The organism is Streptomyces sp. NPDC015171 (assembly GCF_043079545.1).
In the GTDB taxonomy this organism is placed as follows: Bacteria; Actinomycetota; Actinomycetes; order Streptomycetales; family Streptomycetaceae; genus Streptomyces.
In genome coordinates this window covers 34,741-61,526 of the sequence record NZ_JBIBUO010000001.1, presented here as the reverse complement: position 1 = coordinate 61,526, position 26,786 = coordinate 34,741, and the positions used below count along the sequence as shown (strand labels likewise).

The 26,786-nt window shown below is 72.0% G+C and carries 29 protein-coding genes; 14 read left to right on the top strand and 15 right to left on the bottom strand.

The window, feature by feature from the left end; translation table 11 throughout:
• Positions 1-129 precede the first annotated feature (129 nt).
• Entirely contained in the window at positions 130-801 is a 672-nt protein-coding gene (nucS, locus tag ACF073_RS00290) for an endonuclease NucS (protein ID WP_392065392.1), read from the bottom strand.
• A 276-nt stretch (positions 802-1,077) separates the two neighbouring features.
• Here nucS and ACF073_RS00285 point away from each other — a divergent pair, with 276 nt between their 5' ends.
• Complete coding sequence (locus tag ACF073_RS00285) at positions 1,078-1,470, top strand: SCO5389 family protein (RefSeq protein ID WP_392065390.1); 393 nt, start codon at positions 1,078-1,080, stop codon at positions 1,468-1,470.
• Positions 1,471-1,583: 113 nt separating this feature from the next.
• Here ACF073_RS00285 and ACF073_RS00280 read toward each other — a convergent pair whose 3' ends face one another.
• The gene (locus ACF073_RS00280) at positions 1,584-2,612 is read right to left on the bottom strand and encodes an LLM class flavin-dependent oxidoreductase (protein ID WP_392065388.1); all 1,029 of its coding nucleotides are present in this window, start codon (positions 2,610-2,612) and stop codon (positions 1,584-1,586) included.
• A gap of 222 nt (positions 2,613-2,834) precedes the next feature.
• Between ACF073_RS00280 and ACF073_RS00275 the strand changes: the two genes are divergently transcribed.
• Positions 2,835-3,167, top strand: coding sequence for an ATP/GTP-binding protein (locus ACF073_RS00275; protein WP_392065386.1), 333 nt, complete (start codon positions 2,835-2,837; stop codon positions 3,165-3,167).
• A 10-nt stretch (positions 3,168-3,177) separates the two neighbouring features.
• Here the strand turns inward: ACF073_RS00275 and ACF073_RS00270 are convergent, their stop codons facing one another.
• From ACF073_RS00270 to mce, 8 genes are all read right to left on the bottom strand, one after another.
• On the bottom strand, positions 3,178-4,062 hold the full coding sequence (locus ACF073_RS00270; RefSeq protein WP_392065384.1) for an ABC transporter permease: 885 nt from the start codon (positions 4,060-4,062) through the stop codon (positions 3,178-3,180).
• Positions 4,059-5,477 (bottom strand): ABC transporter ATP-binding protein, encoded by a 1,419-nt coding sequence (locus tag ACF073_RS00265; protein WP_392065382.1) that lies wholly within the window; start codon positions 5,475-5,477, stop codon positions 4,059-4,061. Before ACF073_RS00265 ends, ACF073_RS00270 begins: the two co-directional genes overlap by 4 nt.
• Before the next feature lie 131 nt (positions 5,478-5,608).
• Positions 5,609-6,382: an ABC transporter permease gene (locus ACF073_RS00260; RefSeq protein WP_392065380.1), complete on the bottom strand. Its 774-nt coding sequence runs from the start codon at positions 6,380-6,382 to the stop codon at positions 5,609-5,611.
• 3 nt (positions 6,383-6,385) lie between these two features.
• On the bottom strand, positions 6,386-7,339 hold the full coding sequence (locus tag ACF073_RS00255) for an ABC transporter ATP-binding protein (protein ID WP_392065378.1): 954 nt from the start codon (positions 7,337-7,339) through the stop codon (positions 6,386-6,388).
• 69 nt (positions 7,340-7,408) lie between these two features.
• Entirely contained in the window at positions 7,409-7,669 is a 261-nt protein-coding gene (locus ACF073_RS00250; protein ID WP_392065376.1) for a DUF3253 domain-containing protein, read from the bottom strand.
• A 182-nt stretch (positions 7,670-7,851) separates the two neighbouring features.
• Positions 7,852-8,787 (bottom strand): cellulose-binding protein, encoded by a 936-nt coding sequence (locus tag ACF073_RS00245; RefSeq protein ID WP_392065375.1) that lies wholly within the window; start codon positions 8,785-8,787, stop codon positions 7,852-7,854.
• Positions 8,788-8,969: 182 nt separating this feature from the next.
• Positions 8,970-12,917: a polarized growth protein Scy gene (gene scy / locus ACF073_RS00240; RefSeq protein ID WP_392065373.1), complete on the bottom strand. Its 3,948-nt coding sequence runs from the start codon at positions 12,915-12,917 to the stop codon at positions 8,970-8,972.
• 206 nt (positions 12,918-13,123) lie between these two features.
• A complete protein-coding gene (mce, locus tag ACF073_RS00235; RefSeq protein ID WP_392065372.1) occupies positions 13,124-13,564 on the bottom strand; it encodes a methylmalonyl-CoA epimerase in 441 nt (146 codons plus the stop codon).
• Between the two features lie 149 nt (positions 13,565-13,713).
• Here mce and ACF073_RS00230 point away from each other — a divergent pair, with 149 nt between their 5' ends.
• Genes ACF073_RS00230 through ACF073_RS00220 form a run of 3 tightly spaced genes read left to right on the top strand, consistent with a single transcriptional unit; the run spans position 13,714 to position 16,482 of the window.
• Positions 13,714-14,913 (top strand): acetyl-CoA C-acetyltransferase, encoded by a 1,200-nt coding sequence (locus ACF073_RS00230; protein ID WP_392065370.1) that lies wholly within the window; start codon positions 13,714-13,716, stop codon positions 14,911-14,913.
• Positions 14,914-14,962: 49 nt separating this feature from the next.
• Positions 14,963-15,919 carry a methylmalonyl Co-A mutase-associated GTPase MeaB gene (gene meaB / locus ACF073_RS00225; RefSeq protein WP_392065368.1) on the top strand — a complete coding sequence of 319 codons (957 nt, stop codon included), beginning with the start codon at positions 14,963-14,965 and terminating at the stop codon, positions 15,917-15,919.
• Positions 15,920-15,975: 56 nt separating this feature from the next.
• Complete coding sequence (locus ACF073_RS00220; protein ID WP_392065366.1) at positions 15,976-16,482, top strand: MFS transporter; 507 nt, start codon at positions 15,976-15,978, stop codon at positions 16,480-16,482.
• Between the two features lie 15 nt (positions 16,483-16,497).
• Here the strand turns inward: ACF073_RS00220 and ACF073_RS00215 are convergent, their stop codons facing one another.
• From ACF073_RS00215 to ACF073_RS00200, 4 genes are all read right to left on the bottom strand, one after another.
• On the bottom strand, positions 16,498-16,974 hold the full coding sequence (locus ACF073_RS00215; RefSeq protein ID WP_392065364.1) for a MarR family winged helix-turn-helix transcriptional regulator: 477 nt from the start codon (positions 16,972-16,974) through the stop codon (positions 16,498-16,500).
• Between the two features lie 92 nt (positions 16,975-17,066).
• Positions 17,067-17,876 carry an AIM24 family protein gene (locus ACF073_RS00210; protein ID WP_392065362.1) on the bottom strand — a complete coding sequence of 270 codons (810 nt, stop codon included), beginning with the start codon at positions 17,874-17,876 and terminating at the stop codon, positions 17,067-17,069.
• Positions 17,873-18,523, bottom strand: coding sequence for an AIM24 family protein (locus tag ACF073_RS00205; protein ID WP_392065360.1), 651 nt, complete (start codon positions 18,521-18,523; stop codon positions 17,873-17,875). The genes ACF073_RS00210 and ACF073_RS00205 overlap by 4 nt, the downstream gene beginning before the upstream one ends.
• 1 nt (position 18,524) lies before the next feature.
• On the bottom strand, positions 18,525-19,157 hold the full coding sequence (locus tag ACF073_RS00200) for an AIM24 family protein (RefSeq protein ID WP_392066818.1): 633 nt from the start codon (positions 19,155-19,157) through the stop codon (positions 18,525-18,527).
• A gap of 193 nt (positions 19,158-19,350) precedes the next feature.
• On the opposite strand from ACF073_RS00200, the gene ACF073_RS00195 reads away from it, so the two are divergent.
• The 9 genes from ACF073_RS00195 to ACF073_RS00155 all read left to right on the top strand — a co-directional run bounded on the left by ACF073_RS00195 (position 19,351) and on the right by ACF073_RS00155 (position 25,376).
• Positions 19,351-19,695 carry a DUF3817 domain-containing protein gene (locus ACF073_RS00195; RefSeq protein WP_392065358.1) on the top strand — a complete coding sequence of 115 codons (345 nt, stop codon included), beginning with the start codon at positions 19,351-19,353 and terminating at the stop codon, positions 19,693-19,695.
• A complete protein-coding gene (locus ACF073_RS00190) occupies positions 19,692-19,985 on the top strand; it encodes an MTH1187 family thiamine-binding protein (protein ID WP_392065356.1) in 294 nt (97 codons plus the stop codon). Before ACF073_RS00195 ends, ACF073_RS00190 begins: the two co-directional genes overlap by 4 nt.
• Before the next feature lie 145 nt (positions 19,986-20,130).
• Complete coding sequence (locus ACF073_RS00185; protein WP_392065354.1) at positions 20,131-20,883, top strand: hypothetical protein; 753 nt, start codon at positions 20,131-20,133, stop codon at positions 20,881-20,883.
• Complete coding sequence (locus tag ACF073_RS00180) at positions 20,880-21,560, top strand: DUF4166 domain-containing protein (protein ID WP_392065352.1); 681 nt, start codon at positions 20,880-20,882, stop codon at positions 21,558-21,560. The genes ACF073_RS00185 and ACF073_RS00180 overlap by 4 nt, the downstream gene beginning before the upstream one ends.
• On the top strand, positions 21,557-22,216 hold the full coding sequence (locus tag ACF073_RS00175) for a TetR/AcrR family transcriptional regulator (protein ID WP_392065350.1): 660 nt from the start codon (positions 21,557-21,559) through the stop codon (positions 22,214-22,216). The genes ACF073_RS00180 and ACF073_RS00175 overlap by 4 nt, the downstream gene beginning before the upstream one ends.
• Before the next feature lie 109 nt (positions 22,217-22,325).
• Positions 22,326-22,481, top strand: a complete 156-nt coding sequence (locus tag ACF073_RS00170; protein WP_392065348.1) for a hypothetical protein — start codon at positions 22,326-22,328, stop codon at positions 22,479-22,481.
• 231 nt (positions 22,482-22,712) lie between these two features.
• Complete coding sequence (locus ACF073_RS00165) at positions 22,713-23,219, top strand: MarR family winged helix-turn-helix transcriptional regulator (RefSeq protein WP_392065346.1); 507 nt, start codon at positions 22,713-22,715, stop codon at positions 23,217-23,219.
• Positions 23,220-23,262: 43 nt separating this feature from the next.
• Entirely contained in the window at positions 23,263-23,601 is a 339-nt protein-coding gene (locus tag ACF073_RS00160) for a DUF3817 domain-containing protein (RefSeq protein WP_392065343.1), read from the top strand.
• 74 nt (positions 23,602-23,675) lie between these two features.
• The gene (locus ACF073_RS00155; RefSeq protein WP_392065340.1) at positions 23,676-25,376 is read left to right on the top strand and encodes a methylmalonyl-CoA mutase; all 1,701 of its coding nucleotides are present in this window, start codon (positions 23,676-23,678) and stop codon (positions 25,374-25,376) included.
• 101 nt (positions 25,377-25,477) lie between these two features.
• On the opposite strand, the gene ACF073_RS00150 is transcribed toward ACF073_RS00155, so the two are convergent.
• The gene (locus tag ACF073_RS00150) at positions 25,478-26,638 is read right to left on the bottom strand and encodes a DUF3103 family protein (protein ID WP_392065337.1); all 1,161 of its coding nucleotides are present in this window, start codon (positions 26,636-26,638) and stop codon (positions 25,478-25,480) included.
• Positions 26,639-26,786 lie beyond the last annotated feature (148 nt).

Here is a 26,786-nt window from a genome sequence, read left to right as displayed (position 1 = left end):
GCTCACCGGGCGGTGCGCCCCCACCGGAGGCTCGTCGGGCGGCACCCCCACCAGAGACTCGACGGGCGGTGCGCCCAGGGGGTTCCGCTTCAGGCGGCTGGAGCCGGCGTCGCGGGCAGGGGCGGGCGGCTAGAACAGGCGGAGTTTGTCGTCCTCGATGCCGCGCATGGCGTTGTAGTCCAGGATCTGGCAGTTGATGCCGCGGTCGGTGGCGAGCACGCGGGCCTGCGGCTTGATCTCCTGCGCGGCGAAGACACCGCGGACCGGGGCCAGATGCGGGTCGCGGTTCAACAGCTCCAGATAGCGCGTGAGTTGCTCCACGCCGTCGATCTCGCCGCGGCGCTTGATCTCGACCGCGACGGTCTGGCCGTCGGCGTCCCGGCACAGGATGTCCACCGGGCCGATCGCGGTCATGTACTCGCGGCGGATGAGGGAGTAGCCCTCGCCCAGCGTCTCGATGCGGTCGGCGAGCAGTTCCTGGAGGTGCGCCTCCACGCCATCCTTGATCAGGCCGGGATCCACACCCAGCTCGTGCGAGGAGTCATGGAGGATCTCCTCCATCGTGATGATCAGTTTCTCGCCCGCCTTGTTGACGACCGTCCACACGCCCTCGTCCTCGCCGGCGCCCTCCTTCAGCGTGCAGGGCGGCGACATCCAGTTGAGCGGCTTGTAGGCCCGGTCGTCGGCGTGGATGGAGACGCTGCCGTCCGCCTTGACCAGGATCAGTCGGGGGGCCGAGGGCAGGTGGGCGGTGAGCCGGCCGGCGTAGTCGACCGAGCACCGGGCAATGACGAGACGCATGGTCGGCAACGCTACTCGACGCGCGCCGGTGCACGCGATCCGCGTATCCCGCTCCCCGTGAATCGCCCCAATTATCCCTGGAAACTCTTGTTCATCCCTGGCCGATAGTGAGCATGAGGCGACCGTTCCATATACGCATTCTGCTGGTGTGGTCACCGACGGTTGCCTACCGTAGAGAACGGGAGGTTGCGGCTCATGTACCGAGCGTGTTCGAAATCGCGAACTCCCCTATCTGTCCGGCAACCCCTGCGCTTCGGGGGTGCGAGAGGAGAACCCATGTCGCTCGACGTCTCACCGGCCCTACTCGAACAGGCCGAGCGAGGCGAGGTCGACGAAGCAGCATTCGTCGACTGCGTCCGGACCTCCCTGCCTTACGCATGGGAGATGATCAGCTCCCTGGTGGCTCAGCTGAAGGTGGACGGCGGACCCTTCGCCGACAACCAGACGCCCCCGCCGGACGAGCAGGCACGCGGTCAGCTGCTGCGCGCGCTCGCGAGTGACGCCATCCGCGGCGCGCTGCAGCGGCACTTCGGGGTGCGGCTGGCCTTCCAGAACTGCCACCGCGTGGCGGTGTTCCCGACGGACGCCTCGGTGGACGAGACGCTGGCCCGCTTCACGTCGGTGCGCAATCAGTTGCTGAACCAGTCTCCGGAGCTGCGGGACTGCTGACACCCGGCTGGGGGAGGGCCGAGACAGCGAGTCGCCGGCTTGCCGCTCCATCTGCGGGAGGTGCGTCGGTACTGGGGCGGCAAGCCCCCGGGCGGCTCGCGTGTCGGAGCGGGTCAGCGCAGCTGGGGCAGGACCTCGGCGCCGAGACGCCGTAGGTTCTCCTCCGTGGCCGCGAGGTCGCCCGAGCCCTCCGTCAGCAGGGCGAAGCGGGAGATCCCGGTGCGCTCCGCGGTGGCCGCGAGCCGGTCGGCGGCGAGCCGCGGGGTGCCCACCGGGTGCAGCCCGCAGAGCAGTTCGGTGTAGGCGTGCGGGTCGCGCATCGTGCGCGCCCGTCCGTCCACCGTCACATGGGCGTCGAGCCCCTGCCTCAGCCAGCCCGGCATCGCCTTCAGCAGGGTCTCCACCGCGTCCGTACGGCGGTCGGCGAGCTGGCACACCCCGGCCGAGACATGGGCGGCGCCCGCGATCTCGTCGGCCGGCCGGCCCGCCGCGCGGGCGCAGCGCCGCCACAGGGCGACCATCTCGGCCTTCTCCTCGTCCCCGACGTGCATGCCGAGCAGCATCGGCAGCCCGCGCTCCGCGGCCAGCCGCACGCTCTCGGGCGAGGTGCAGGCGAGGACGACCTCGGGCCCCGGGGTCTCCGTCAGCGCCTCCGAAGGGCGGGGCACGACCGGCACCTCGCGGAAGGAGTACCGCTCGCCCGAGGCCGACACGGCCGGTTCGCTCAGCCAGCGAAGCAGCAGATCGAGTGAGTCCGGGAACCCGCGTTCGTATGCCTCTAGGCCCGCGCCGAACACCTCGAGGTCCACCCAGGGGCCGCCGCGGCCGACGCCGAGCGTGAACCGTCCGCCGCTGGTCAGATGCAGCAGCGCGGCCTGCTCGCCGAGGGCGACCGGGTGCGCGGTGGGCAGTACGCTCACCGCCGTGCCGATCCGGACGCGGCGGGTGCGGCCGAGCAGCAGCGCGGCCAGCGTGACGGCGGACGGGCATGTGCCGTAGGGCACGAAGTGGTGCTCGGCCAGCCATACCGCGTCCAGACCCGCCTGCTCGGCGACCTCCGCCGAGCGGACCGCCCGGTGCAGGGCCTCGCCCTGGCCCTGCCCCGGGAACTGGGCGGCCAGCACAAAACTTCCTACGTGCATCGCATTTCCTGCTTCCTTGGCTCCGACCCGGAGCTCCCCCGCCCGGCATAACCGTCTGACACGTGCGCAGGACACGGCCTGGCGGAGAGATTTGCGGATTGTCTGCAGAATGAGTCGCACGGGAGGGGGACTTGTACGGGTTGGTCCCCTACGGGTACCCCGCTCCACGGCGCGTAGGCTGGATGCAGCCCCTGCTCCCTGTACAGCCCCGAGAGGTGTCCTGTGTCCCCGCGTCGCAACCGACCGAAGGCAGCCGGAACGCCGGGCCAGAGCGCCGAGGACGACCGGGCCGGCCGGTACGGCGGCTGGCAGTCCACGGAGAGCTGGCAGGACGAGGAGTGGAGCGTACGGCATGTGGCGGGGGCCAGCGCGCAGGGCAAGACCTACCGCTGCCCGGGCTGCGACCAGCTGATCCCCTCCGCCGTCCCGCACGTGGTCGCCTGGCCGGAGCACGCGGGCGTGGACGACCGCAGGCACTGGCACAAAGCCTGCTGGAACGCGAAGGACCGCCGCACCACGCGGGTGCAGCGGTCCCGTAACGCGCCGAGGTTCTGAACCGCCCGGCTCACACGTCCCGGCTCTGCAGCAGGGCGTACGCGCCCGCGTACACCGCCGCCGCCAGGACGAGCATGATCCACACCGGGTCCCAGCCGGACGGGCCCGACTCGGTGAGCGAGTTGGCGTAGAAGACGCTCAGCTGGTTGGGGATCGAGTACTCGAACAGCCACTCACGCAGCTTGCTGAGCGACTCCGTGGCCATGAACAGCGCGAGCACCAGCGGCGCGAGCACCACGCCGATCATGATCGTGATGGCGCCGGCGGAGTGCCGGATGACCGAGCCGATGAGCATCGAGACCAGCCCGAGCAGGGCGACGAAGAGGCTGATGCCGACGGTCGCCTTGAACCAGTCGCCACCGGTCGGGGTCCGGGCGCCGGTGTTCTCCAGCATGGACGCGTGGACCATGGCCACGAAGGTGGACGTGACCAGGGTGGCGACGAAGGCGACGGCGAAGAACACGATCGACTTGGCGGCGAGCACCCGGGCCCGGCTGGGGCAGGCGGTCATCGTCGTCCGGATCATGCCGGTGCCGTACTCCGAGGCCGTGGTCAGCACGCCGAGCGTGATGATGCAGATGCTGCCGAGCAGCAGGCCGAAGAAGCCGAACGACAGCGGGTTCTCGCCGGACAGGCTGGCGGAGTCGGAGTTGGACTCGACCAGCGCGCCCGCCATCAGGCCGATGCCGAGCACGAGCACCACGAACACACCGAGCGTCCACATCGTGGACCGCACCGACCTGATCTTCGTCCACTCGGAGGCCAGCGCGTGCCCGAGGTGGGTGCGCACGACCGGGATGGGCGAGGTGTAGCCGGCGTACGCTCCGCCGGGCGCCGCCTGCCAGGTCGGCGCGGCTGCCGGGGCCTGCTGCATCGGGGGCTGGTGGGTGCTCATCGGGCGTCCTCGGGCTGGGTCGGGGCGGAGGCGGGAGCGGCCGGGGCGGCGGGGGCCGCAGGAGTCGCAGGAGTCGCGGGAGCCGCGTCGGGCGCCTGCTGCGGCGCGGGCGGGGCGGCGACGGGGGCCGCGGGGGCCGCGGGGGCCTGCGGAGCGGCCTGGACGGGCGCGGGCGCGGCGTCCGCCGGGGCGGCCGGGGCCGCCTTGGCCAGGGCCGGCGGCAGACCCTGGGCGGGCTGCTGGGGCTGCTGGGGCTGCTGGGGCTGGGGCTGCGGGGCCTGGCCGGCGGGCTGGGCCGGTGCGCCCGGCTGGGCGTACGGGTTGGCCGCTCCCGGAGCGCCGCCGTACGGGCCGGCGGGCGCGGCCGGCATCGCGAAGGGCTGGCCGCCCTGCTGCGGCGACGGCGGCGCGTACCAGCCGGGCTGGCCCTGGCCGGGGACCGGCATGGGCGGCTGGGCGCCGGGCGGCGGCTGCTGCTGGAGACCGGCCTTCTGGTCGATGGTGGAGCGGTAGTCCACGGCGGCCTGCGTCATCCGCATGTACGCCTCTTCCAGCGAGGCCTGGTGCGGGGACAGCTCCCACAGCCGGACGTCCGCCTCGTGCGCGAGGTCGCTGATCCGGGGCAGCGGCAGTCCGGTCACCCGGAGCGCGCCGTCCTGCTCCGGCAGCACGTGCCCGCCCGCCTCGGCCAGCGCCGAGGACAGCTTCTCGCGCAGCTGGGGCTCGGTGTCGGGCGTGCGGACCCGCGCGAAGTCGGCCGAGTTGGCCGAGATGAAGTCCTTCACGCTCATGTCGGCGAGCAGCTGGCCGCGCCCGATCACGATGAGGTGGTCGGCGGTCAGCGCCATCTCGCTCATCAGGTGCGAGGAGACGAAGACCGTACGGCCCTCGGCCGCCAGCGCCTTCATCAGATTGCGGACCCAGAGGATGCCCTCGGGGTCGAGGCCGTTGACCGGCTCGTCGAAGAGCAGCACCTGCGGGTCGCCGAGCAGCGCGGCGGCGATGCCGAGGCGCTGGCCCATGCCGAGCGAGAAGCCCTTGGAGCGCTTTTTGGCCACCTGCTGGAGGCCGACGACGCCGAGCACCTCGTCCACCCGGCGGGCCGGGATGCCCGAGAGCTGGGCGAGGCTCAGCAGGTGGTTGCGGGCGGACCGGCCGCCGTGCACGGCCTTGGCGTCGAGCAGCGCGCCGACCTGGCGCGGGGCGTTGGGCAGCTTGCGGTACGGGTAGCCGCCGATGGAGACCGACCCGGACGTGGGATTGTCCAGCCCGAGGATCATCCGCATCGTCGTGGACTTGCCCGAGCCGTTCGGCCCGAGGAAGCCGGTGACGGCCCCGGGCCGCACCTGGAAGGAAAGGTTGTACACGGCGGTCTTGTCGCCGTAGCGCTTGGTCAGGCCGACAGCCTCGATCATGCTCCGCACCCATCGAAAGGTTCAGGACAGCGGGGCACACGCCCCCGTAAGGGTTAGGAGGATATCGAGGCGCTGACGGTTCCGCCCAAGAGAGGGTAAAGGCTGAGTATCACGTGAGGTGACCGGAGGATCTACTGGGCGTCCCGGCGCTTGAGGAGCAGATAGCCGCCCGCGAGCGCGGCGATCACCCACAGCGCCATGATCCCCAGTCCGGCCCAGGGCCCGTAGGGGGTGTCGTCGCCGACGCGCGGCACCACCTGCATGATCCGGCTGCCGGCCTGGTCGGGCAGGAAGCGGCCGAGTTTCTTGGTGGCGTCGACGTTGCCGAGGATGTTGGAGATCAGGAAGAAGAACGGCATCAGGACGCCGAGGGAGAGCATCGGCGAGCGCAGCATCGCGGCGACGCCCATGGAGAACACCGCGATCAGGGTCATGTACAGGCCGCCGCCGAACACCGCCCGCAGCACCCCGGGATCACCGATGGCGGCCCGGTGGGAGCCGAGCATCGCCTGGCCGAGGAAGAACGCGGCGAAGCTGGTGACCATGCCGGTGAGCAGCGCGAGCGCGGCGGCCACCGCGACCTTGCTGAACAGGAAGGTGGCGCGGCGCGGCACGGCGGCCAGCGAGACCCGGATCATGCCGGTGCTGTACTCGTTCGAGACGACCAGCACACCGAACACGATCATGGCGAGCTGGCCGAGGGTCATCCCCGCGAAGCTGATGACCGTGGGATCGAAGGAGAACCGCTCCCGCGCGGGCATGTCGGCGAACTGCCGGCTCGACAGCGCGGAGATCAGCATCCCGAGGGCGACGGTGACCACCACGGCCAGCGACAGCGCCCACACCGTGGACGCCACTGACCGGATCTTGGTCCACTCGGACCGGATGACCTGGACGGCCGCCATGGCTCAAGCCCCCTTCCAGCCGGTGCCCCAGTCCTGCGGGGCGGCACCCGGACCGGACTGCGCGTGGTACTCCACCGCTTCCGCCGTCAACTGCATGAACGCCTCCTCGAGCGAGGCCTGCCGCGGACTCAGCTCGTGCAGCACGAGCCCGTTGCGCGCGGCCAGCTCACCGATCTGCTCGCCCTTGCCGCCCGCCACCTCCAGCGCCCCGCCGCCCGCCTCCACGACCGTGATCCCGGCCTGGTGCAGCACATCGAGCAGCCGTTCGCGCTGCGGGGAGCGGATCCGCACGTACGACCGCGAGTTCGTCCGGATGAAATCGGCCATGGAGGTGTCCGCGAGCAGCCGCCCCTGGCCGATGACCACCAGATGGTCGGCGGTCAGCGCCATCTCGCTCATCAGGTGGCTCGACACGAACACCGTCCGGCCCTGCGCGGCCAGCGACTTCATCAGATTCCGGATCCAGTGGATGCCCTCCGGGTCGAGCCCGTTGACCGGCTCGTCGAACATCAGGATCCGCGGATCGCCGAGCAGCGCGCCCGCGATCCCCAGCCGCTGGCCCATGCCCAGCGAGAACCCCTTGGCCTTCTGCCGTGCCACGGCGGTGAGCCCGACCGTCTCCAGCACCTCGGCCACCCGGCTCGCCGGGATGCCGTTGCTCTGCGCGAGACAGAGCAGATGGTTGTAGGCGCTCCGGCCGCCGTGCACGGCCTTGGCGTCCAGCAGGGCGCCGATGTACGTCAGCGGGTCCTTGAGGGCGTCGTAGTGCCTGCCGTCGATACGGACGTCACCGGCGGTGGGGTGGTCGAGCCCGAGGATCATCCGCATGGTCGTGGACTTCCCGGCCCCGTTGGGCCCGAGAAAGCCCGTCACGATGCCCGGCCGCACCGTGAAGGTGAGGTGGTCGACCGCCACCTTCTCGCCGTACCGCTTGGTCAGCCCCTCCAGCTCGATCATGCGGCCACGCTAAGACCGGCCGTGGGGGCCTGCCACTTGAGCGGCGGCGCGCGGTGCCGTGCGCCCGCGTCAGCCGGGCCGGCGGATCCGGACGGGGCCGCGGGCCCGCGCGGGGTCGACGGCATCGCCGTGCTGGGTGATCTCCACCCGCCCCTCGGCGGCGAGCCGGGCGGCGGCCCGGCGGACGGGCTCCATCAGTTCACGCCAGCCCTCGTCCCGGGACCCGTGCACCGCGCGGGCGACGTCCGAGGGGCACACCGACGCCCCCGGCGCCCTCCGGTCGAGCAGACCGAGGATGGCGTCTTCGAGGGATCGGTCGCCGTCCGGCATACGAGGCACCTCTTCCCGCCCGCGGGGCCGCGCGCGGAGCCGGTACGGTCCGCCCGCCGGGCCCCGCGCCTCTGCCCTCAGGCTACGCCCGCCGACGGGACCGGGACACGGCACTCGGGCACGCGAGGGGGGCGGCGGGACCGGCCCACCGCCCCCCTCGGGGTGCGTACGACTGCCCGGACCTAGCGGGTCTGCTGCGCCGGGACGCCCCGGGAGATCGGCTCGTCGTCGGTCGACGTGCCGGCCGCGGCCACCGCGGCACCGGTCAGCGTGGCGAGCATCTCGCGGACGTTCGTCAGCTGGGCGTTGATGCTGTCGCGGCGGTTGGTGAGCGCCGCCAGCTCCCGCTCGGATTCCGAACGGATCCGGTCGGCCTTGGCGTTGGCGTCGGCCACGATGTCCTCGGCCTGGCGCTGCGCGGTCTCCACCGTCTGGCGGGCACGGCGCTCGGCGTCGGTGCGCAGCTTCTCCGCCTCCAGGCGCAGCTGCTCGGCCCGGTGCTCGATCTCGGCGAGGCGCTTCTCGGCCTTCTGCTGACGCGAGGCCAGGTCGCGCTCGGACTGCTCGCGGCGCTTGGCGAGGTTCGTCTCGAAGTCGGCGGCGGCCTGCGCGGCCTTGGCGCGGGTCTCCTCGAAGAGGGCGTCCGCCTCCTCGCGCTTGGACTGCGCGTCCTTCTGCGCCTCGGCACGCAGCTGGGACGCGTCGGTCTTGGCCTTCTCGACGATCCGGACGCCCTCGTCCTCGGCCTTGGACTTGCGCTCGGCCGCGTACGACTCGGCGTCATTGCGGACCTGCTGAGCCGCCGACTCGGCGAGGTCGCGGTGCTGCTCGGCCGCCCGCCGGGCCTCCTCACGCAGCTCCTTGGCCTCTTCCTCGGCCAGGCGCAGGATCTTCTCGACCCGCGCGCCGAGACCCGCGTACGACGGCTCGGCGTCCGTGATCTGGGCCTGGGCGTTCTGCGTTTCGAGGTGCAGCTCCTCGATCCGCTTCTCCAGAGCGGTGATGCGGGTGAGAGCACTGTCACGGTCGGAGACGAGCTTGGAGATACGTTCGTCCACCTGAGCGCGGTCGTACCCACGCCGCACAAGCTCGAAGCCGTAGGGGGAAGTGTCGCTCATGGGGTTCCTGTCAATGAGACCGGTGAGGTGATAGGGGGAATCCTAGGGGCCGAAGCGGTGTGTCATCACGCGGATACGTGTTTGATCTGGAGAATGACACCACTTTTGGGTGGCGGGCTGTCGGAGGGCTTGCCAAGGAGTCGGGCAAAGCCCCCAGAAGACATCGGAACACACCCCGCTCGCTAGCCCTCTGACGGCTTGCCACCCGTTCGGGGGGCGCCCACACTGGCACTCGCCTTGACCCCGCCGTCCTTGCCGGAGGCGGGGGTCTCGAAGGACTCCAGCGCCTCCAGGACGTCCTGGACCCGCGAGATCTCGGCGTTGATGTCCTCGCGCCTGCGCACCAGGATCTCCAGCTCCCGCTTGCCCTCCTCGACCGTGCGCCGGGCCTCCCGGATCGCCTCCGCCTTCAGCTCCTCGGCCTCCTTGACCAGGCTGGCCTTCTTCTGCTCGGCCTCCTTGAGCAGCCCCTCCGCCTTCTTGACCGCGGCGATTCGGACCTTCCCGGCCTCGGAACTGGCGTCCGAGACCAGCTCCTTCGCCTTCGCCTCGGCCTTCGCCAGCTGCTCCTCGGCGGCCTTGATGAGCGCGTCGCAGCGGTCACCGGTGGACTTCATGGTCTCGGCGGCCTCACGGCGGGCCCGCTCGTGCAGCTCCTCGATCTCGGCGGTGATCCGGTCGCGCAGCTCCTCCGCCCGCTCCCTTATGGCGGTCGCGTCCCGGCGGGCGCCGACCAGCAACTCGTCCGCGTCCGTACGGGCCTTCTCCACCAGGGAGTTGCCCTCGATGGTCGACTCGGACACGATCCGCTCGGCCTCGCTGCGGGCCGCGCCCACCATCGTGTCGGCCTGCGACTCGGCGTCCGCGGTGGTCTTCAGCGCCTGCTGCTGCGCCTCGGTGAGCAGCTTGTCGGCCTCGGCGGCGGTCTCCGTGATGAGCGTGTCCACCTGCTCGGCCGCCTCGGAGCGCCGCTTGTTGGCGTCCTTGCGGGCCTCGTCCAGGGTCCGCTCGCTCTCCTCACGCGCGGAGTTGACGAGCCGTTCGGCCTCTGCCTCCGCGTCCGACCTGAGCCGCTCGGCCTCGGCCCGCAGCCGCTCGGCGTGCGCCTGCGCGGAGCCGACCGTCTCGGCGGCCTCGGCGCGCAGCCGCTCCGCGTCCCCGGTGGCGTCCCCGATGAGCTGCTCGGCGCCCGCGAGCGCCTCGGCGCGGACCCGGTCGGCCTCGGCCAGCGCCTCGGTTCGCACCCGCTCGGCCTCGGCCAGCGACTCGGCGCGCACCCGCTCGGCCTCGGCGACGGTCTCCGTCTGGAGCCGCTCGGCCTCCGCCACCGTCTCCGTCTGGAGCCGCTCGGCCTCGCTGCGGGCCTCGGTGATGAGGGTGTCGGCCTGGGTCGCCGCGTCCGAACGGATGCGGTTGGCGTCCTCCCGGGCGTCCGCCCGGGTCCGGGCCGCCGCCTGGTCGGCCTCGGCGAGCGCGTCCGACGCCTCGGTGCGCACCCGCTGGGAGTACTCGCCCGCGTCGGCGCGCAGCCGCTCGGCCTCCGCGATCGCCTCGCCGACCGTACGCTCGGCCAGCGCCTTCGCGGCCTCCGACTCCTCGTTCGCCTCGCGCCGCATCCGGGAGGCGTCCTCGCCGGCCCGCTCCCGCTCGGCGTAGGCGTCGCCGCGGACCCGGTCCGCCTCCTCCTCGGCCTCGCGCCGCGTCCGGTCCGCCGCGTGCTCGGCGGCCGAGCGCAGCCCGGCGATCTCCTCCTGCGCCTGCTCGTGCAGCCCGCTGACGGAGTCGCGGACCTGCTGGGCGTGCTGGTCGGCGGCGGCGACCATCTCGGTGGCCCGCCGGTCGGCCTCCTCGACCAGCCGGGTCGCCTCGGTCTGCGCGTCCTCCACGCGCTTGCGCGCCGAGGCCAGCAGTTCCTCGCTCTGCTCGCGGGCCCGCTGCCGCTCCTGGTCGGCCTCCTCGCGGGCGGAACCGAGCAGCTCCTCGGCCTCGCGGCGGCGCCGGGCGGCCTCCTCCTGCGCGGCGGCCAGCGTCTCGGACGCCTCGGCGCCGAGCCGCTCGGCCGCGGCCTGGGCCTCGGCGCGCACCCGGTCGGCGGTGTCCTGGGCCTCCGCCTTCAGGCGCTCGGCCTCGGCGGCGGCCTCCGAACGCAGCCGTACGGCGACGGCCTCGCCCTCGGCGCGGGACGCGGACGCGTCGGACGCGGCCTCGTCGCGCAGCCGTTCGGCCTCGGTCTCGGCCTGCTGCCGGAGCGTGCGGATCCGCTCGGCGGACTCCGCGCGCAGCCGCTCGGTCTCCTCGCCGGCCTCCCGGCGGATCCGTTCGGCCTCCTCGCGGGCATCGGTCAGCGCCTGCTCGGCCGCCGCGAGCCGCTCCTGCGTCTCCGTCTGCAGCCGCGCCAGTTCCGCCGCGGCCTCGCCGCGCCGGGCCTCGACGGCCTTCTCGGTCTCCTCGCGCAGCTCCCGCGCGGCCTTCTCGGCGTCCGCGCCGACCGTCTCGGCCTGCTCGGCGGCCTCGGCGCGCAGCCGCTCGGCCTCCTTGCGGGCGCGGTCCAGGGTCTCCTCGGCCTGCCGGCGCAGCGCCGTGGCGCGCTCGATGGCCTCGGTGCGGACCTTCTCGCTGTCCGTGGTCGCGCTCTGCCGCAGCTCGTCGGCGTCCGCCTTGGCCTTGGCCAGCAGCTCCTCGGCGGACCTGGCCGCCTCCTCGATCTGCCCGACGGCCTCGCGGCGGGCCTCGGCACGGATCGACTCGCCCTCGGCGACCGCGTCGGCGCGCAGCTGCTCGGCCTCGCCGCGCAGCCGGCGGGCCTCCTCCTGCAGCTCGACCGTCTTGGCGCGGTACTCCTTGGTGTCGTCCTTGGCCGCGCCCTTGAGCTCCTCGGCGATGTCGTGCGCCTCGGCCCGCAGCCGGTCCGCCTCGGTCTCCGCCTCCCGGCGGATCCGCTCGGCCTCCTCGGCGGCGGCCCTGGTGGTCTTCTGGGCGTCCTCGGACGCCTTGTTGAGCACGTCCTCGGCGGTCTTGGCCGCCTTGGACAGCTGGCTCGCCGTCTCCTCGGCGGTGATCGAGCGGGCCTTCTCGCCGGCCTCGGCGACGATCTTCTCCGCCTCGGCACGGGCGTCGGCGACCAGCTGCTCGGCCTCGGACTTGGTGTGCTCGGCCTCCTTGGTGGCCTCCTCGACCAGCCGGGCGACCTGCTCCTTGGCGGTGCGCGTGCGCGCCTCGCCCGCCGCCTCGGCGCCGGCGAGGGCCTTGGCGGCGGCGTCCTTCGCCTCCGTGAGCACCTTGTCGGCCTCGCTCCGCGCCTTGCGCAGGGCGTCCTCGGCCGCGGCCAACCGCTCCTCGGCGGTCCGGCTCAGCTCGGCGGCCTGCCGGCGCGCGGTGTCCGACTCGGTGACGGTGGCGGTGCGCAGCTGCTCGGCGTGCTCGGTGGCCTCCTGGGCCTGCGTCGAGGCCGCGTTCAGCAGGCGCTCGGCGTCCGTGCGGGCCCGGCGCAGGAGCTGCTCGGCCTCCGCGCGGGCCGACTCGGCATCGCTCTGCAGCCGCTCCCGGGCCTCCCGGGTCAGCCGCTCGGCCTCCGCGCGGGCGGCGGCCATGGCCTGCTCGGCCTCCGCGCGGGACTCGTCCAGCAGCCGGCGGGCCTGCTGCTCGGTACGGGCCCGCAGCTGCTCGGCCCACGCCACGTTCTCGTTGACGTGCGACTCGACGGTCGACCTGCGCTCGGCCAGCTCCTGGTCCAGCTGCTGGCGCCGGGTCACGGCCTCCTGGTGCAGCTCGGCCTGGAGCCGGGCGGCCTGCTCGGCGTGCTCCTGCAGGATGCGCTGCGTCTGCGCGCGGGCCTGGCTCAGCTCCCGCTCGGCGTCCTGACGCAGCTGCTCGGCCTGCATCTGGGCATTGCGGAGCAATTGTTCGGCCTGGTAGCCGATGTCACCGCCGTCGTAGGCGGGCCGGGTCATGAGGGTGCGCCGCGCCTCGTGCAGCTTGGCGCGCAGTACCTCGACCTGGTAGCCGAGGTCCTCGGCGTGCTGAATCGCCTTCTCTCGCTCGGTCCTCAGCCGCTTCATCTCGGCCTCGAACCGAGAGAGGTGGTCGACGTCAGCCGCCGGCTCTCGCTCCTGGCTCTCGTAGCCCCGCACTGCGCGGTCCCATCCGTCCCCTGGTCAGCTTCTCCAACGAGCACCGTTCATCCGCCGAACGGGGCCCCCGGGGAATGGTGTCAGATCAACGGCGGAGCACGGGCTGCTGCCCCGACGCTCGTCCCCCGAAACCCGGACCCCGGCATGCGGTCGCCCCGGTGAGAGGGACGACCGCCCCCAACCCTACCGGCCCTTATGTACGGGGGTCAGTGCTCAGGTGACTCAACAGGCGCCGAAGTGACCAGTTCTGTGAGAACACCATGGCAATCCTTGGGGTGCAGGAAGGTGATCCGCGACCCCATGGAGCCGCGCCGGGGCTCCTCGTAGAGCACCCGGACGCCCTTGTCCCGGATCTCCTCGGAGTCCGTGTCGACGTCCGCCGTGCCGAAGGCGATGTGATGGACGCCCTCTCCGTTCTTGGCGAGCCACTTGGCGACCGTGGAGTCCTCGCGGACCGGCTCAAGCAGCTGGAGGTAGGAGGCGCCGCCGTCCGACGTGTCGTTGATCTTGAGCATGGCCTCACGCACCCCCTGTTCCTCGTTGACCTCGGTGTGGAACACCTCGAAGCCGTACGTGGCCCGGTAGAACTCGACGGTCGCGTCGAGGTCGTGGCAGGCGATCCCGATGTGGTCGATTCGCGTCAGCATGGATTCAGTGCAGCGGTCCCGGGGTGGTTACGCAACGTGCGCGCGATCACACCTACGGGCCGGTGACGCCGTGCTGGACCGCTCAGTACATTCGAAGTAAACCCTCGTTCACTCCTCGGCTGTGTACAGCTGGAAGGGGATCGCACCTCATGTCTTCTGGAACGACCAGCTCGGTGATCGTCGCGGGCGCCCGGACGCCCATGGGGCGGCTGCTGGGCTCGCTGAAGTCCTTCTCCGGGGCCGACCTGGGCGGCTTCGCGATCAAGGCCGCCCTCGACCGTGCGGGGATCGGCGGTGACCAGGTGCAGTACGTGATCATGGGCCAGGTGCTCCAGGCCGGCGCCGGTCAGATCCCGGCCCGCCAGGCCGCCGTCAAGGCCGGCATCCCGATGAGCGTCCCGGCGCTCACCGTCAACAAGGTGTGCCTCTCGGGGCTCGACGCCATCGCCCTCGCCGACCAGCTGATCCGCGCCGGTGAGTTCGACATCGTCGTGGCGGGCGGGCAGGAGTCCATGAGCAACGCCCCGCACCTGCTGCCCAAGTCCCGCGAGGGCTACAAGTACGGCGCGGTCCAGATGCTCGACGCGATGGCCTACGACGGCCTGACCGACCCGTGGGAGAACATCCCGATGGGCGAGTCGACGGAGAAGCACAACACGCGCCTGGGCATCAAGCGCCCCGAGCAGGACGAGATCGCCGCCCTGTCCCACCAGCGGGCCGCCGCCGCGCAGAAGAACGGCCTGTTCGAGGCCGAGATCACCCCGGTGGAGATCCCGCAGCGCAAGGGCGACCCGGTGCTGTTCAGCAAGGACGAGGGCATCCGCGGCGACACCACCGCGGAGTCCCTGGCCAAGCTGCGTCCGGCCTTCACCAAGGACGGCACCATCACGGCCGGCACCTCCTCGCAGATCTCCGACGGCGCCGCCGCCGTGGTCGTGATGAGCAAGGCCAAGGCCGAGGAGCTGGGCCTCAGCTGGCTCGCCGAGATCGGCGCGCACGGCAATGTGGCGGGACCGGACAACTCCCTGCAGTCCCAGCCGTCCAACGCCATCCTGCACGCCCTGAAGAAGGACGGCCTTGAGGTCTCCGACCTCGACCTCGTCGAGATCAACGAGGCCTTCGCCGCGGTCGCCGTGCAGTCAATGAAGGACCTCGGCGTGTCCACGGAAAAGGTGAACGTCAACGGCGGCGCCATCGCCCTCGGCCACCCGATCGGCATGTCCGGCGCCCGCCTCGTGCTCCACTTGGCGCTGGAGCTCAAGCGGCGGGGCGGCGGTGTCGGCGCGGCGGCGCTGTGCGGCGGCGGCGGTCAGGGCGACGCGCTGATCGTGAAGGTGCCGCAGGCCTGAGGACCCGCGGGAACGATTCCGGTACGTCGGTGAAGTGAACGGAGCTGTGATGCAGGACGTCTCCTCTCTGGTGGCCCAGGCCAGGGAAGGCCGGCCGCGGGCCGTGGCCCGGCTGATCTCCTTGGTGGAGGGGGCGTCCCCGCAGCTCAGGGAGGTCATGGCGGCACTGGCGCCGCTGACCGGCAACGCCTATGTGGTGGGCCTGACCGGCTCGCCGGGCGTCGGCAAGTCCACCTCCACCTCCGCGCTCGTCACCGCGTACCGCAAGCAGGGCAAGCGGGTCGGCGTGCTGGCCGTCGACCCCTCGTCCCCGTTCTCCGGGGGCGCCCTGCTCGGCGACCGCGTCCGGATGTCGGACCACTCCTCCGACCCCGGTGTCTACATCCGCTCGATGGCCACCCGCGGCCACCTCGGCGGCCTGGCCTGGGCGGCCCCGCAGGCCATCCGGGTGCTGGACGCGGCGGGCTGCGACGTGATCCTGGTCGAGACGGTCGGCGTCGGCCAGTCGGAGGTCGAGATCGCCTCCCAGGCGGACACCAGCGTGGTGCTGCTGGCCCCCGGCATGGGCGACGGCATCCAGGCGGCGAAGGCCGGGATCCTGGAGATCGGCGACATCTACGTCGTCAACAAGGCCGACCGGGACGGCGCCGACGCCACGGCCCGCGAGCTGAACCACATGCTGGGCCTGGGCGAGTCCCGCGGCCCCGGCGACTGGCGCCCGCCCATCGTGAAGACGGTCGCGGCCCGCGCCGAGGGCATCGACGAGGTCGTGGAGGCCCTGGAGAAGCACCGGGCCTGGATGGAGGAGCGCGGTGTCCTCGCCGAGCGCCGCACCGCCCGCGCGGCCCGCGAGGTGGAGGCGATCGCCGTGACCGCGTTGCGCGAGCGCATCGCCGATCTGCACGGTGACCGCCGGCTCGGCGCGCTCGCGGAGCGCATCGCGGCCGGCGAGCTGGACCCGTACCGCGCGGCGGACGAGCTGGTGGCGGGCCTCACGGAGGGCTGAGGGCGCGTCGCCCGCCCGGTGGGTGGGGGCGTGGCGTCGGCCTGGCCCTCAGCGGTGTGGAACTGCTGGTGACGGCCGTCGCCGTCGAACGCGCGTACGGCACCGCCGTCGTCCCCTGGATCCTGGGCGCGCTCTCGGCGGGCAGTGCGCTGGGCGGTCTGGCGAACGGGGCGGTGCGCTGGCGCGCGCGAACCCGCACCAGGCTGTGCGGGTTCGCGGCGGCCCTCGGCCTGGTGCTCGCCGTGGCGGGCCGCGCCCCCGGCCTGTGGGCGCTCGCCGGGACGATGGCCCTCGCGGGCGCGTTCATCGCCCCGGCGCTCACCACGGCCTATCTGCTGGCCGACGAGACGGCGGCGGAGGGCGCGCGTACGCAGGCCGGGGCGTGGGTGAACATGGCGGTGAACGCGGGAAGTGCCGGGGGAGCGCTGGTGGCGGGCCTGCTCATCGGCCGTGTGCCGACCGCCCTGTGCTTCGCCCTGGCGGGCGCGGTGGCCCTGGCCGCCGCCGTCGCGGCCGGGAGCGCCGGCCGACGGCCGTGCTCCCGCCCGGCTGCCGCCGCCTGAGGGGCCCGGCCGCTCTCAGGGACGCCCTCGCTGTCCTCTGAGGTGCTCGGCGATCGGCTTGAGGGCCTTGTCCAGCTCGATCAGCGCGTCGGAGGAGAGCAGGTCGATGAAGTGCCGCCGCACCGATGCCACGTGGTGCGGCGAGACCTTCTTCATCGTCTCCATGCCGTGGTCGGTGAGTACGGCATACAGTCCCCGCCGGTCCGTGTCACAGTTCTCCCGGCGCACCAGGTTCGCGTTCTCCATCCGCGTGATCTGGTGCGAGAGCCGGCTCTTGGACTGCAGGGTGGCGGACGCGAGGTCGCTCATCCGCATCCGTACGTCGTCCGACTCGGACAGATTCACCAGGATCTCGTAGTCGTTCATTGTCAGGCCGAACGGCTGCAGATCCTTTTCGAGCTGGTACGTCAACAGCCTGTTGACCTCCAGGTGGGTGCGCCAGGCGCACTGCTCCGCATCGGTCAGCCAGCGCGTGGCCGTCTCGGTCTCCATGAATGAAGTCTACCTAAGAAGTTGAATGCCGAACTACTTCGGGTGGTGTGACAGTGCGCACGCGTTCGACGTCACACTCCGCAGACTACCGCTCACAGCCCGAAGCGACGCTGGAGGTCCCCCAGCTGTCCGGGAAGGCGCGGTACGCCCGACGATTGCGGACCGTGTCCGCCCGGTGCCGTTCCGCCACCTCCCGGCACCCCCGGTTCGGACGGCACCGCGCCGGTGGCCGCCTCGGCCATGAGGGCCTCCGTGGACTGCAGCAGAACCGTCCCGGCGCCGACGAACTCGAACTGGTGCTCCTCGCCGGAGACCCCGCCGAGGCCAGTCATCGCACGGAGTCCGCCCAGCACACCCGCCATGTACCCGTGGTCGTAGTGGTGACACGGGGACGGGCAGTCGGCCCACCCGACGAGCGCCTGGGGGTCGACCCGGAGCGGGGGTTCCAGGAACACCACCGGACCGTTGGATGCGGCCACAAACTTCCCGGTTCCGATAAGGGTCAGAAAACCCGGCACGATCGATTGCTTGAGCGCGAGACTTGGCTGAAAAGCGAGCAGATTGCCCGCGCGAATGGTCAAGTTCCCGTCGTCCAGATCGTAGGAGTTGACGTCGAAGGCCCGGTCGGCCAGCAGCATCTTGCCGGAGCCCGCCGCCACGACCCAGTCGCTCGCGTGCAGTGGCGAATGGAACGACGTGCGGACAAGTCGGTCAAGTCGACCATGCCCGATGCCGTTGAACTCGATCGCCCCGTAGTAGGCGATCATCTTCCCCTTCTGCAGGAACCACTGGCCGCTCTTGAGTTCCACGCAGAACGTGTACGTGTTCACGTTGTCGTCGACGGGCAGCGTCATCGGGTCGTACACGACGGGGCCGGCGCCCGGGGGTCCGTAGGTGCTCACAGCTTCTCCTCCGACGCCTGTACGTACACCGTGCCGTTGCCGCTCAGCTCCAGCTGGAAGGCCTCGCCGGAGCCGCGGCCCAGCATGTCGCGCCAGCCGAGCGCGGTGGAGAGCTTGTTGCGCACGTCGCCGTGGTGGGCGACGTAGGCCTGGGGGTCGACGTGGACCGGGCGCTGCGGGGTGATCGGGATCTCGAAGACGCCGCCGTGCGCCATCACGGCCACCGAGCCGTTCCCCTGGAGGGTCGTCGTGAACAGGCCCTGCCCGGTGACCTGCCCGCGCACCATGCCCATGACCCCGCCCTGCGAGCCCATGAACATCGTGCCCTGCCGCAGGGAGCCCTCGAAGGCGAGCAGCCGGTCGGCCTCCACATAGAGGGTGTCGCCGCCCAGGGTGATCACATGGACGTGATGGCCGCCGTGCCCGAAGAAGACCGTGCCGCTGCCCTCGACCGTCATCAGCGGGGTCGCCTCGCCTGCCACCCGGCGCCCGAGCATGGACATCAGCCCGCCCTGGCCGCCCTGGACGTTGGGCGTGAAGGACACGTCCCCCCGGTAGGCGAGCATCGCGCCGCGCTGGCTGAACAGCCGCTGCCCCGGCAGCACGGTCGCCTCGACCATCTTGGAGTTGATCTCTCGGAAGGTCATCTCACAGGTCCCCCGCGATCGTGTTCCGCTCGCTCGGCTGCACGTAGACCAGGCCGTCGCCCTCGAAGCGGATCTGGAAGGCCTCGCCGCCGCCCTCCCCGAGAAGCGTGCGGAACGTCACACCGGACTGGAAGGTCTGCCGGACGTCGCCCTGGTGGGCGACATAGGCGCCCGGGTCGACGATCAGCGGGTACTGCGGGCTGACGCGCAGGACGACCGCCGGGCCGTCGGAGACGATCGCCGCCTGGCCGTGCCCCTCCACCGTCGTCGTGAACAGGCCGTTGCCCTGCGAGGCACCGCGCAGCCCCGTGAACGTCGTGCCCGTCCGCAGCCCCGCGTCCGTCGCCAGCAGGTTGCCCGCCTCGACGTACAGCTTGTCCCCGTGGAGGCCGACCAGATTGATCTCGGACGCGCGGTCCGCGAACCAGCAGGTCCCGTGCCCCTTCACCTCCATCACCGTCATCTGCTCGCCGGTGAGCCGCCGGGTCACCATCCCGCGCAGCCCCTCGCCGCCACCGCTCAGCTTCTTGAAGGCCATCTGCCCGTCGTACGCGACCATCGAGCCGTTCTTCGCCTTCACGGCGTCCCCGGTCATGTCGACGGCGAGGACCTTGCTCCCCTGGAGCCGGAACATCGCCACGCTGCGAAAGTAGCGGTGCCGCGGGTGGACGGAACAGGGCCCGGGGGTGGATACCCACCCTGAGCGGACCCCTAGGGACACCGTTTGCCACAATGGAGGAACGCTTGTGCGTGCTTTCACAAACCGGCAGGCCGTTTCGGCAGGCCGCAACCGGCAGACCGTCGTCGAAACTCCCCGAAGGTGACCCGTGGACATCAAGACCGCCACCGCCCTCCGCCGCCTCCGCCTGGTCTCGGCTCCGGAGGCCGTGTCCTTCCTGATCCTGCTCCTCTGCTCGGTGCTGAAGCGGACCTCGGACTTCGACGCGGTCCCCGTGATGGGTTCCGTCCACGGCGTCCTGTTCATCCTGTACGTGATCTTCTGGGCCGACGCCTGGAGCCGCACCAAGTGGCCGTGGAAGACGGCGGCCCTCTACTTCGTCCTCTCGGTGCTGCCCACCGGCGGCTTCTTCGCCGAGCGCAAGCTGCGCCGCGAGGCCGAGGACGCCGTCATCGCCGCGCGGGCCCGCCAGGAAGGAACCGTGAACGCATGATCGTCGCCTTCTCCGTGACCCCCCTCGGCGTGGGCGAGGACGTGGGGGAGTACGTCGCCGACGCCGTACGGGTCGTGCGCGAGTCGGGGCTGCCCAACCGCACCGACGCGATGTTCACCTCGGTCGAGGGCGAGTGGGACGAGGTCATGGACGTCGTCAAGCGCGCCGTCGCCGCCGTGGAGGCCCGCGCGCCGCGCGTGTCGGTCGTCCTCAAGGCAGACATCCGGCCCGGCGTGACCGACGGCCTGACCAGCAAGGTCGAGACGGTGGAGCGCCACCTGGCCCCGTAGTCCGCAGCCGCGGAAGACCCCGGCCCGCCCAGGGCCGGGGTTTTCTCGCCCCCCGCGATTGAGCGACCGCTCAAAACGGAGTACCTTCATCTCCAAGAGTTTGAGCACTCGCTCAAAACGCCTGGTGACGGGGGTACGAAGGCACATGGGGCTCTACATAGAGGCGCGCATCCGCGCCGACCTCGACGCGCTGTGGGCGCACACCCAGGACCCGGCCCGGCACCAGCGCTGGGACCTGAGGTTCACCGAGATCGATCACCTCCCGCGCGCGGAGGGCGAGCCGCAGCGCTTCCGGTACGCCGTGCGCGTGCTGCCGTTCCTCACGGTCTCCGGCACCGGGGTCTCGGCGGGGGAGCGGGAGCGCCCCGACGGCACCCGCACCTCCGCCCTGCGCTTCGCCTCCCCGCACCCCCTCTCCCTGCTCGCCGAGGGCAGCGGCTACTGGCGCTACGTCCCGGTCGGCGACGGTGTCCGCTTCCTCACCGGATACGACTACCGCCCGCGCTGGGGGGCGTTCGGCGCGCTCGCCGACCGCGTGCTGTTCCGTCCGCTGATGGGCTGGGCGACGGCCTGGTCCTTCGACCGGCTGCGGCTGTGGCTCGAGCGCGGGATCACCCCGGAGCGCGCGCTGCGCAACTGGCTGGCCGAGCTGGCGGTCCGGGCGCTCGTCCTCACTCTGTGCGCGGCCGGGCTCGGCCGGGGCTCGCTCCCCGGCCTGCCGGGACCCTTCACGGACGCCCTGGCCTTCCTGTGCCCGCTGCTGCTGGTCGTCGGCGTCTTCTTGGCCCTGTTCAAGAAGCCGCTCGCCACCACCCCCGCCGCCCGCCGCTGCCTGCGCGCGCCGGCGACCAGGGTGCGGGCGCCCCGTATCCTGCGCACCCTGGAGAAGCACTCATGACCTCGATGTTCCGCGCCGTGCTCGGTTCCGGCTTCGACCGTCTGCACCCGCGCCTCCAGCGCCGCTTCTCGGTCGGCCTGGCGAGCGGCGAGGCATGTACCGGCCGGGGCGTGATGGAGCGCGTCTGGCACGGTCCCGCGTTCGTGAAGCCGTTCCTGGCCCTCGGCACCACCCGCAACATCCTGGTCCCCGAGGCCGGGCGGAACGTCCCCTTCGTGATCGAGAACGTGCCCTATGCCGACACCCACGGCCGTGAGACGGTGAGCTTCGTGCGCACCTTCGACCTGCCGGGCCGCCCCCGCCGCTTCGACGCCCAGATGGTGCTCAGCCCCAAGGGCGACCGCATCCTCGACTACCTCGGCACCCATCAGCACCTCGCCAGCGAGCTGCACTTCCACGCCGAGCCCGACGGCTCCCTGCTCATCCGCTCCGGCGAACACCGCTTCCGCGAGGGCCCGGTGGACGTCCGCGTCCCCGAACTGATCGGCGCCACCGCCGAGGTGCGCGAGTCCTACGACGACGCGGCCGGCCGCTTCCGGATCCGGGTCCGGGTCGTGAACCGGTACTTCGGCCCGCTCTTCGGCTACCAGGGTTCCTTCACGGCGTCGTACACCGACATCCGCGGGGGCGGGGTGCGGCCCGGGCTGCGGCCCGTCCGTGAGGAGTCGCGCGCGTGAGCCCGGAGACCGCCAAGTCCCTGGAGACGAAGAACAAGCTGCTGGAGGGCGCGCTGCGGACGCTCACCGAGCAGGGGATCGCCAAGACCTCCGCGCGTACGGTCGCGGCGGCGGCCGGGGTCAACCAGGCGCTGGTCTTCTACCACTTCGGCTCCGTGGACGAACTCCTCGCGGCGGCCTGCCGGTACGGGGCGCGGAAGGCGGTGGCCCGGTACCGGGAGCGGCTGGCCGAGGTGGGCTCGCTCTCCGAGCTGCTCGCCGTGGGCCGCGAGATCCATACGCACGAGCGGGCGGACGGGCATGTGGCCCTGCTGGGCCAGCTGCTGGCCGGCGCCCCGACCCATCCGGCCCTCGGCCCGGCCACGGCCGCCGGCCTCGGCGAGTGGATCGACGAGATCGAACAGGTCCTCGTACGGGTGCTGGCGGCGACGCCCTTCGGCGAGTTCGCCGACCCGGCGGGGCTGGCCCGCGCGGTCGCCGCCTCCTTCGTGGGCATCGAGCTGTACGAGGGGGTCGACGAGGCCGGGGCGCACGCGGCGCTGGACGCGCTGGAGCAGCTCGGCGCGCTGGTGGCCGCGGTGGAGTCGCTGGGCCCGGTCGCCCAGCGAGCCGTCCGGCACCAGCTGAGGCGCCGGGCGGCGGGGCGGAACGGCTAGCCCCGGCGACCGCCCGCACCTGACATCCGTCCGGAGCGGTGGCCGTCCGCACCGGTGTCCGCCCGCACCCGGTGGCCGTCCGTCCGCGGTGGCCGACTGCCCCGCCCCCTTGGCGGCGCCACCTCCTGGCCTGCCCTCCGTCGCCCAGAGCGCCCTGCTCGTCGCCCAGAGCGCCCTGCTCGTCGCCCGGAGCGCCCTGCTCGCCTGCTACTGCCTCGGCGGACTGCTGCTCACCGCCGTCACCCCCCCCGCCGCGCCCCGCTGATCACCGTCGGCACCTTCCTCGCGTTCCTCGCGTTCCTCGCGTTCCTCGCGTTCCTCGCGTTCCTCGCGCGGGTGGGCGGGCGCGGGCGGGCTCGGCAGGCTGTGCTGCGGCGCCCTCGCCCCGGCCGCCGGGCGGCCCGGGAGCCGGTCCGCAGGCCGGCCGGGACCGGCGGGTGACCGAAACCCGAGACGGAGCTGACCGGCATATGACCGGCCGGTAGGGTCTGATGACGTGCCGAAGCCTCTCAGTCTCCCCTTCGACCCCATCGCCCGCGCCGACGAGCTCTGGAAGCAGCGCTGGGGCAACGTGCCGTCCATGGCCGCGATCACCTCGATCATGCGGGCCCAGCAGATCCTGCTCGCCGAGGTGGACGCGGTGGTCAAGCCGTACGGACTGACGTTCGCCCGCTACGAAGCGCTGGTGCTGCTCACCTTCTCCAAGGCGGGTGAGCTGCCGATGTCCAAGATCGGCGAGCGGCTGATGGTGCATCCCACATCGGTGACGAACACCGTGGACCGGCTGATGAAGTCCGGCCTGGTGGCCAAGCGCCCCAACCCCAACGACGGCCGCGGCACCCTCGCCGTCATCACCGACAAGGGCCGTGAGGTGGTCGACGCGGCCACCCGCGACCTGATGGCCATGGACTTCGGGCTCGGGGCGTACGACGCGGAGGAGTGCCAGGAGATCTTCGCGATGTTCCGCCCGCTGCGGGTCGCGGCACACGACTTCGACGAGTGACCCGGGCCAAGATCTCCCGGAACGGGTGGTTACGCTCATCTCCATGAAAAAGAGCGTGCTGACCCGCTACCGAGTCATGGCCTACCTCACCGGTGTCCTCCTGGTGCTGCTCTGCCTGGGCATGATCGCGAAGTACGGGCTGGACGTCGACGGTGCCGCCGACTTCACCCGGGTCGTCGCCATCGCCCACGGCTGGCTGTACGTCGTCTACCTGATCTTCGCCTTCGACCTGGGCTCCAAGGCGAAGTGGCCGGTCGGCAAGCAGCTGTGGGTGCTCCTCGCGGGCACCATCCCCACCGCCGCCTTCTTCGTCGAGCGCAAGATCAGCCGCGAGCTGGACGCCAGGGCGGGCGACCAGGTCCCGGCCGCCGTCAAGGCCTAGTCACACCGCCGTACGGAATCCGTACGGCGGTATGCCATCGACATTTACTAGGACGTCCTAGTAAATTCGAGGGTATGGACGCTCACGCCATCGAGGAGGGCCGCCGACGCTGGCAGGCCCGTTACGACGCCGCGCGCAAGCGCGACGCGGACTTCACCACGCTCTCCGGCGACCCCGTGGAGCCGGTGTACGGGCCCCGGCCGGGTGACACGTACGAGGGATTCGAGCGGATCGGCTGGCCCGGGGAGTACCCCTTCACCCGTGGGCTCCATCCCACCGGCTACCGCGGGCGTACCTGGACGATCCGGCAGTTCGCCGGCTTCGGCAACGCCGAGCAGACCAACGAGCGGTACAAGATGATCCTCGCCGCCGGCGGCGGGGGCCTGTCCGTCGCCTTCGACATGCCGACGCTGATGGGGCGCGACTCCGACGACCCGCGCTCGCTCGGCGAGGTCGGGCACTGCGGGGTCGCCATCGACTCGGCCGCCGACATGGAGGTGCTGTTCAAGGACATCCCGCTGGGGGATGTGACGACCTCCATGACCATCAGCGGGCCCGCCGTGCCCGCCTTCTGCATGTACCTGGTCGCCGCCGAGCGCCAGGGCGTGGATCCGTCGGTCCTCAACGGCACGCTGCAGACCGACATCTTCAAGGAGTACATCGCCCAGAAGGAGTGGCTGTTCCAGCCGGAGCCCCATCTGCGGCTGATCGGCGACCTCATGGAGTACTGCGCGGCGGGGATCCCCGCGTACAAGCCGCTGTCCGTGTCCGGGTACCACATCCGCGAGGCGGGCGCGACGGCCGCGCAGGAGCTGGCGTACACGCTGGCGGACGGGTTCGGCTATGTCGAGCTGGGGCTCAGCCGCGGCCTCGACGTCGATGTCTTCGCCCCCGGTCTGTCCTTCTTCTTCGACGCGCACCTCGACTTCTTCGAGGAGATCGCCAAGTTCCGCGCGGCCCGGCGCATCTGGGCGCGCTGGATGCGGGACGTGTACGGGGCGAAGACCGACAAGGCGCAGTGGCTGCGCTTCCACACGCAGACGGCCGGTGTGTCGCTGACCGCGCAGCAGCCGTACAACAACGTGGTCCGTACGGCCGTGGAGGCGCTGGCGGCCGTGCTCGGCGGGACCAACTCGCTGCACACCAACGCCCTGGACGAGACCCTCGCGCTGCCCAGCGAGCAGGCGGCGGAGATCGCGCTGCGCACCCAGCAGGTGCTGATGGAGGAGACCGGGGTCGCCAACGTGGCCGATCCGCTGGGCGGCGCCTGGTACGTCGAACAGCTGACGGACCGGATCGAGGCGGACGCGGAGAAGATCTTCGAGCAGATCAAGGAGCGGGGCCTGCGGGCCCATCCGGACGGGCGGCACCCGATCGGGCCGGTCACCTCGGGCATCCTGCGCGGGATCGAGGACGGCTGGTTCACCGGGGAGATCGCCGAGTCCGCCTTCCGCTACCAGCGGGCTCTGGAGAAGGGCGAGAAGCGGGTCGTGGGCGTCAACGCCCACACCGGGTCGGTGACCGGGAACCTGGAGATCCTCCGGGTCAGCCATGAGGTGGAGCGGGAGCAGGTGCGGGTGCTCGCCGAGCGCAAGGCGGCCCGGGACGAGGGCGCCGTACGGTCCGCGCTCGACGCGATGCTGGCCGCTGCACGGGACGGCTCCAACATGATCGGACCCATGCTGGACGCGGTGCGCGCGGAGGCGACGCTGGGCGAGATCTGCGGGGTGCTGCGGGACGAGTGGGGGGTGTACACGGAGCCCGCCGGCTTCTGACGGCAGCCGTCGGCGGCCGTCGGCGGGCGGCCGGGGGACACGTGCGGGCCGGCGGAGTCGCTCCGCCGGCCCGCCGCCGCCCCGCCCGGGGGCGGCGCGGCTCAGAGTTCCGGTACGAAGTACGGCTCGACGGTCATCCGGCCGTTGCCCCGGGCGCCGTCACGGGTGCCGTCGTCGCTCCGGGCGAGGGTGTACCAGGAGTCGACGTAGTCCGGGTCGTCGGTCCACCAGTCGTCCGGGATGGCGTCCAGGACGGCGTTCACGAGCGGTATGTAGGCGCCCTGGTCGGCGATGGTGAGCAGGGCCGTGGCGATGGCCTTGGCGAGGTCGCGGTAGTTGGTGCTGCCGTCCTCCTCCATCATCACGGCGTCGGCCAGGTCGTACTTGTAGTTCGACCAGTTGACGAGGATCTGGTTCGGCCGGTACACCGTGCCGTCGTTGTCGAGGTAGGGCATGTCGACCGGGTCGACGCGGACCTTGCCGTCCTGGCCGAAGCCGGTGACCAGGGTGTAGATCTCCGCGTCGCCCTTGACCCAGGGCTCCTCGTCGTCCGAGAGCTCCACCGAGGTGATCCGGGTGGTCCAGAAGCCGGCCGCCGCAGCGCCCGCGGACCGGCCGGCGGTGTCCGGGCGGGGCGTCCTGGTGCGATGCCCGGCGGCGGGGGCGGCCGAGGCGACGCCGAGCCGGTGCAGCTCCGTGCCGAGGACCCGCAGACCGGCGGCGAGCGCCTGGTCACCGTCGATGTCGACGACGTAGACCGGGTGCGCGGGCGCCTCGCGCGCGTCGAGCGTGTGGGCCCGGCCGCGGCTGTCGTAGGCGGTGACGGAGGCGGTGTCGTCGTCGGAGGCCGCGGCGGCGACCCAGGGGACGCCGCCGGCGGCCGGCGCGGTGCGCATGGAGTCGTCTCCGAAGCGCAGCCGGAGCAGTGAGCCGACCTGGCCGTCCAGGCCCTTGGCGACGGCGACGCGGTGGTCGGCCGCGGTCAGGGCGGACTTCAGGGAGCCCTCGGCCAGCGTGCCGACGGGCACCTCGTCGGAGGCGAGTGCCGCCGTGCGGACGCGAGCGCGCCAGACGGGGTCGGAGAGCGAGCCGGCGATGGCGCGTGCGGCCTGGTCCTGTGCCGCGGCCACCGCGGCGGCGGGTGCGGGGGAGCGCGGGGCCGCCGAGGCGGTCGGTGCGCCGAGGGCCTGGCCGGTGCCGAGAGCGGCCAGGGCGGCCGCGAGGGCCACGGCTGCGCGGCGGCGGGGATGACGGGGTCTCACGTGGATCGGTCCTCCTGGCGAGTGGGGTGACGCGGTCAGGTGGAGCGGTGCGACGTACGGATCTATGCGAGTAGATCCGCCCGACCAGAATGACGGTGACATGACACTGTGACAAGAGTCGTGTCAATGTCACAGGGCGAACGGCGGG

What these genes read in the sequence shown, in the direction of transcription:
- ACF073_RS00270 (WP_392065384.1), bottom strand. Translation starts at nt 4,062, where the DNA reads ATGAGCACCCACCAGCCCCCGATGCAGCAGGCCCCGGCAGCCGCGCCG.
- meaB (WP_392065368.1), top strand. Translation starts at nt 14,963, where the DNA reads ATGCAGGACGTCTCCTCTCTGGTGGCCCAGGCCAGGGAAGGCCGGCCG.
- ACF073_RS00250 (WP_392065376.1), bottom strand. Translation starts at nt 7,669, where the DNA reads ATGCCGGACGGCGACCGATCCCTCGAAGACGCCATCCTCGGTCTGCTC.
- ACF073_RS00205 (WP_392065360.1), bottom strand. Translation starts at nt 18,523, where the DNA reads ATGACCTTCCGAGAGATCAACTCCAAGATGGTCGAGGCGACCGTGCTG.
- ACF073_RS00255 (WP_392065378.1), bottom strand. Translation starts at nt 7,339, where the DNA reads ATGATCGAGCTGGAGGGGCTGACCAAGCGGTACGGCGAGAAGGTGGCG.
- ACF073_RS00200 (WP_392066818.1), bottom strand. Translation starts at nt 19,157, where the DNA reads ATGTTCCGGCTCCAGGGGAGCAAGGTCCTCGCCGTCGACATGACCGGG.
- ACF073_RS00230 (WP_392065370.1), top strand. Translation starts at nt 13,714, where the DNA reads ATGTCTTCTGGAACGACCAGCTCGGTGATCGTCGCGGGCGCCCGGACG.
- ACF073_RS00265 (WP_392065382.1), bottom strand. Translation starts at nt 5,477, where the DNA reads ATGATCGAGGCTGTCGGCCTGACCAAGCGCTACGGCGACAAGACCGCC.
- ACF073_RS00185 (WP_392065354.1), top strand. Translation starts at nt 20,131, where the DNA reads ATGGGGCTCTACATAGAGGCGCGCATCCGCGCCGACCTCGACGCGCTG.
- mce (WP_392065372.1), bottom strand. Translation starts at nt 13,564, where the DNA reads ATGCTGACGCGAATCGACCACATCGGGATCGCCTGCCACGACCTCGAC.
- ACF073_RS00160 (WP_392065343.1), top strand. Translation starts at nt 23,263, where the DNA reads ATGAAAAAGAGCGTGCTGACCCGCTACCGAGTCATGGCCTACCTCACC.
- ACF073_RS00245 (WP_392065375.1), bottom strand. Translation starts at nt 8,787, where the DNA reads ATGAGCGACACTTCCCCCTACGGCTTCGAGCTTGTGCGGCGTGGGTAC.
- ACF073_RS00215 (WP_392065364.1), bottom strand. Translation starts at nt 16,974, where the DNA reads ATGGAGACCGAGACGGCCACGCGCTGGCTGACCGATGCGGAGCAGTGC.
- ACF073_RS00190 (WP_392065356.1), top strand. Translation starts at nt 19,692, where the DNA reads ATGATCGTCGCCTTCTCCGTGACCCCCCTCGGCGTGGGCGAGGACGTG.
- ACF073_RS00155 (WP_392065340.1), top strand. Translation starts at nt 23,676, where the DNA reads ATGGACGCTCACGCCATCGAGGAGGGCCGCCGACGCTGGCAGGCCCGT.
- ACF073_RS00280 (WP_392065388.1), bottom strand. Translation starts at nt 2,612, where the DNA reads ATGCACGTAGGAAGTTTTGTGCTGGCCGCCCAGTTCCCGGGGCAGGGC.
- ACF073_RS00180 (WP_392065352.1), top strand. Translation starts at nt 20,880, where the DNA reads ATGACCTCGATGTTCCGCGCCGTGCTCGGTTCCGGCTTCGACCGTCTG.
- nucS (WP_392065392.1), bottom strand. Translation starts at nt 801, where the DNA reads ATGCGTCTCGTCATTGCCCGGTGCTCGGTCGACTACGCCGGCCGGCTC.
- ACF073_RS00285 (WP_392065390.1), top strand. Translation starts at nt 1,078, where the DNA reads ATGTCGCTCGACGTCTCACCGGCCCTACTCGAACAGGCCGAGCGAGGC.
- ACF073_RS00260 (WP_392065380.1), bottom strand. Translation starts at nt 6,382, where the DNA reads ATGGCGGCCGTCCAGGTCATCCGGTCCGAGTGGACCAAGATCCGGTCA.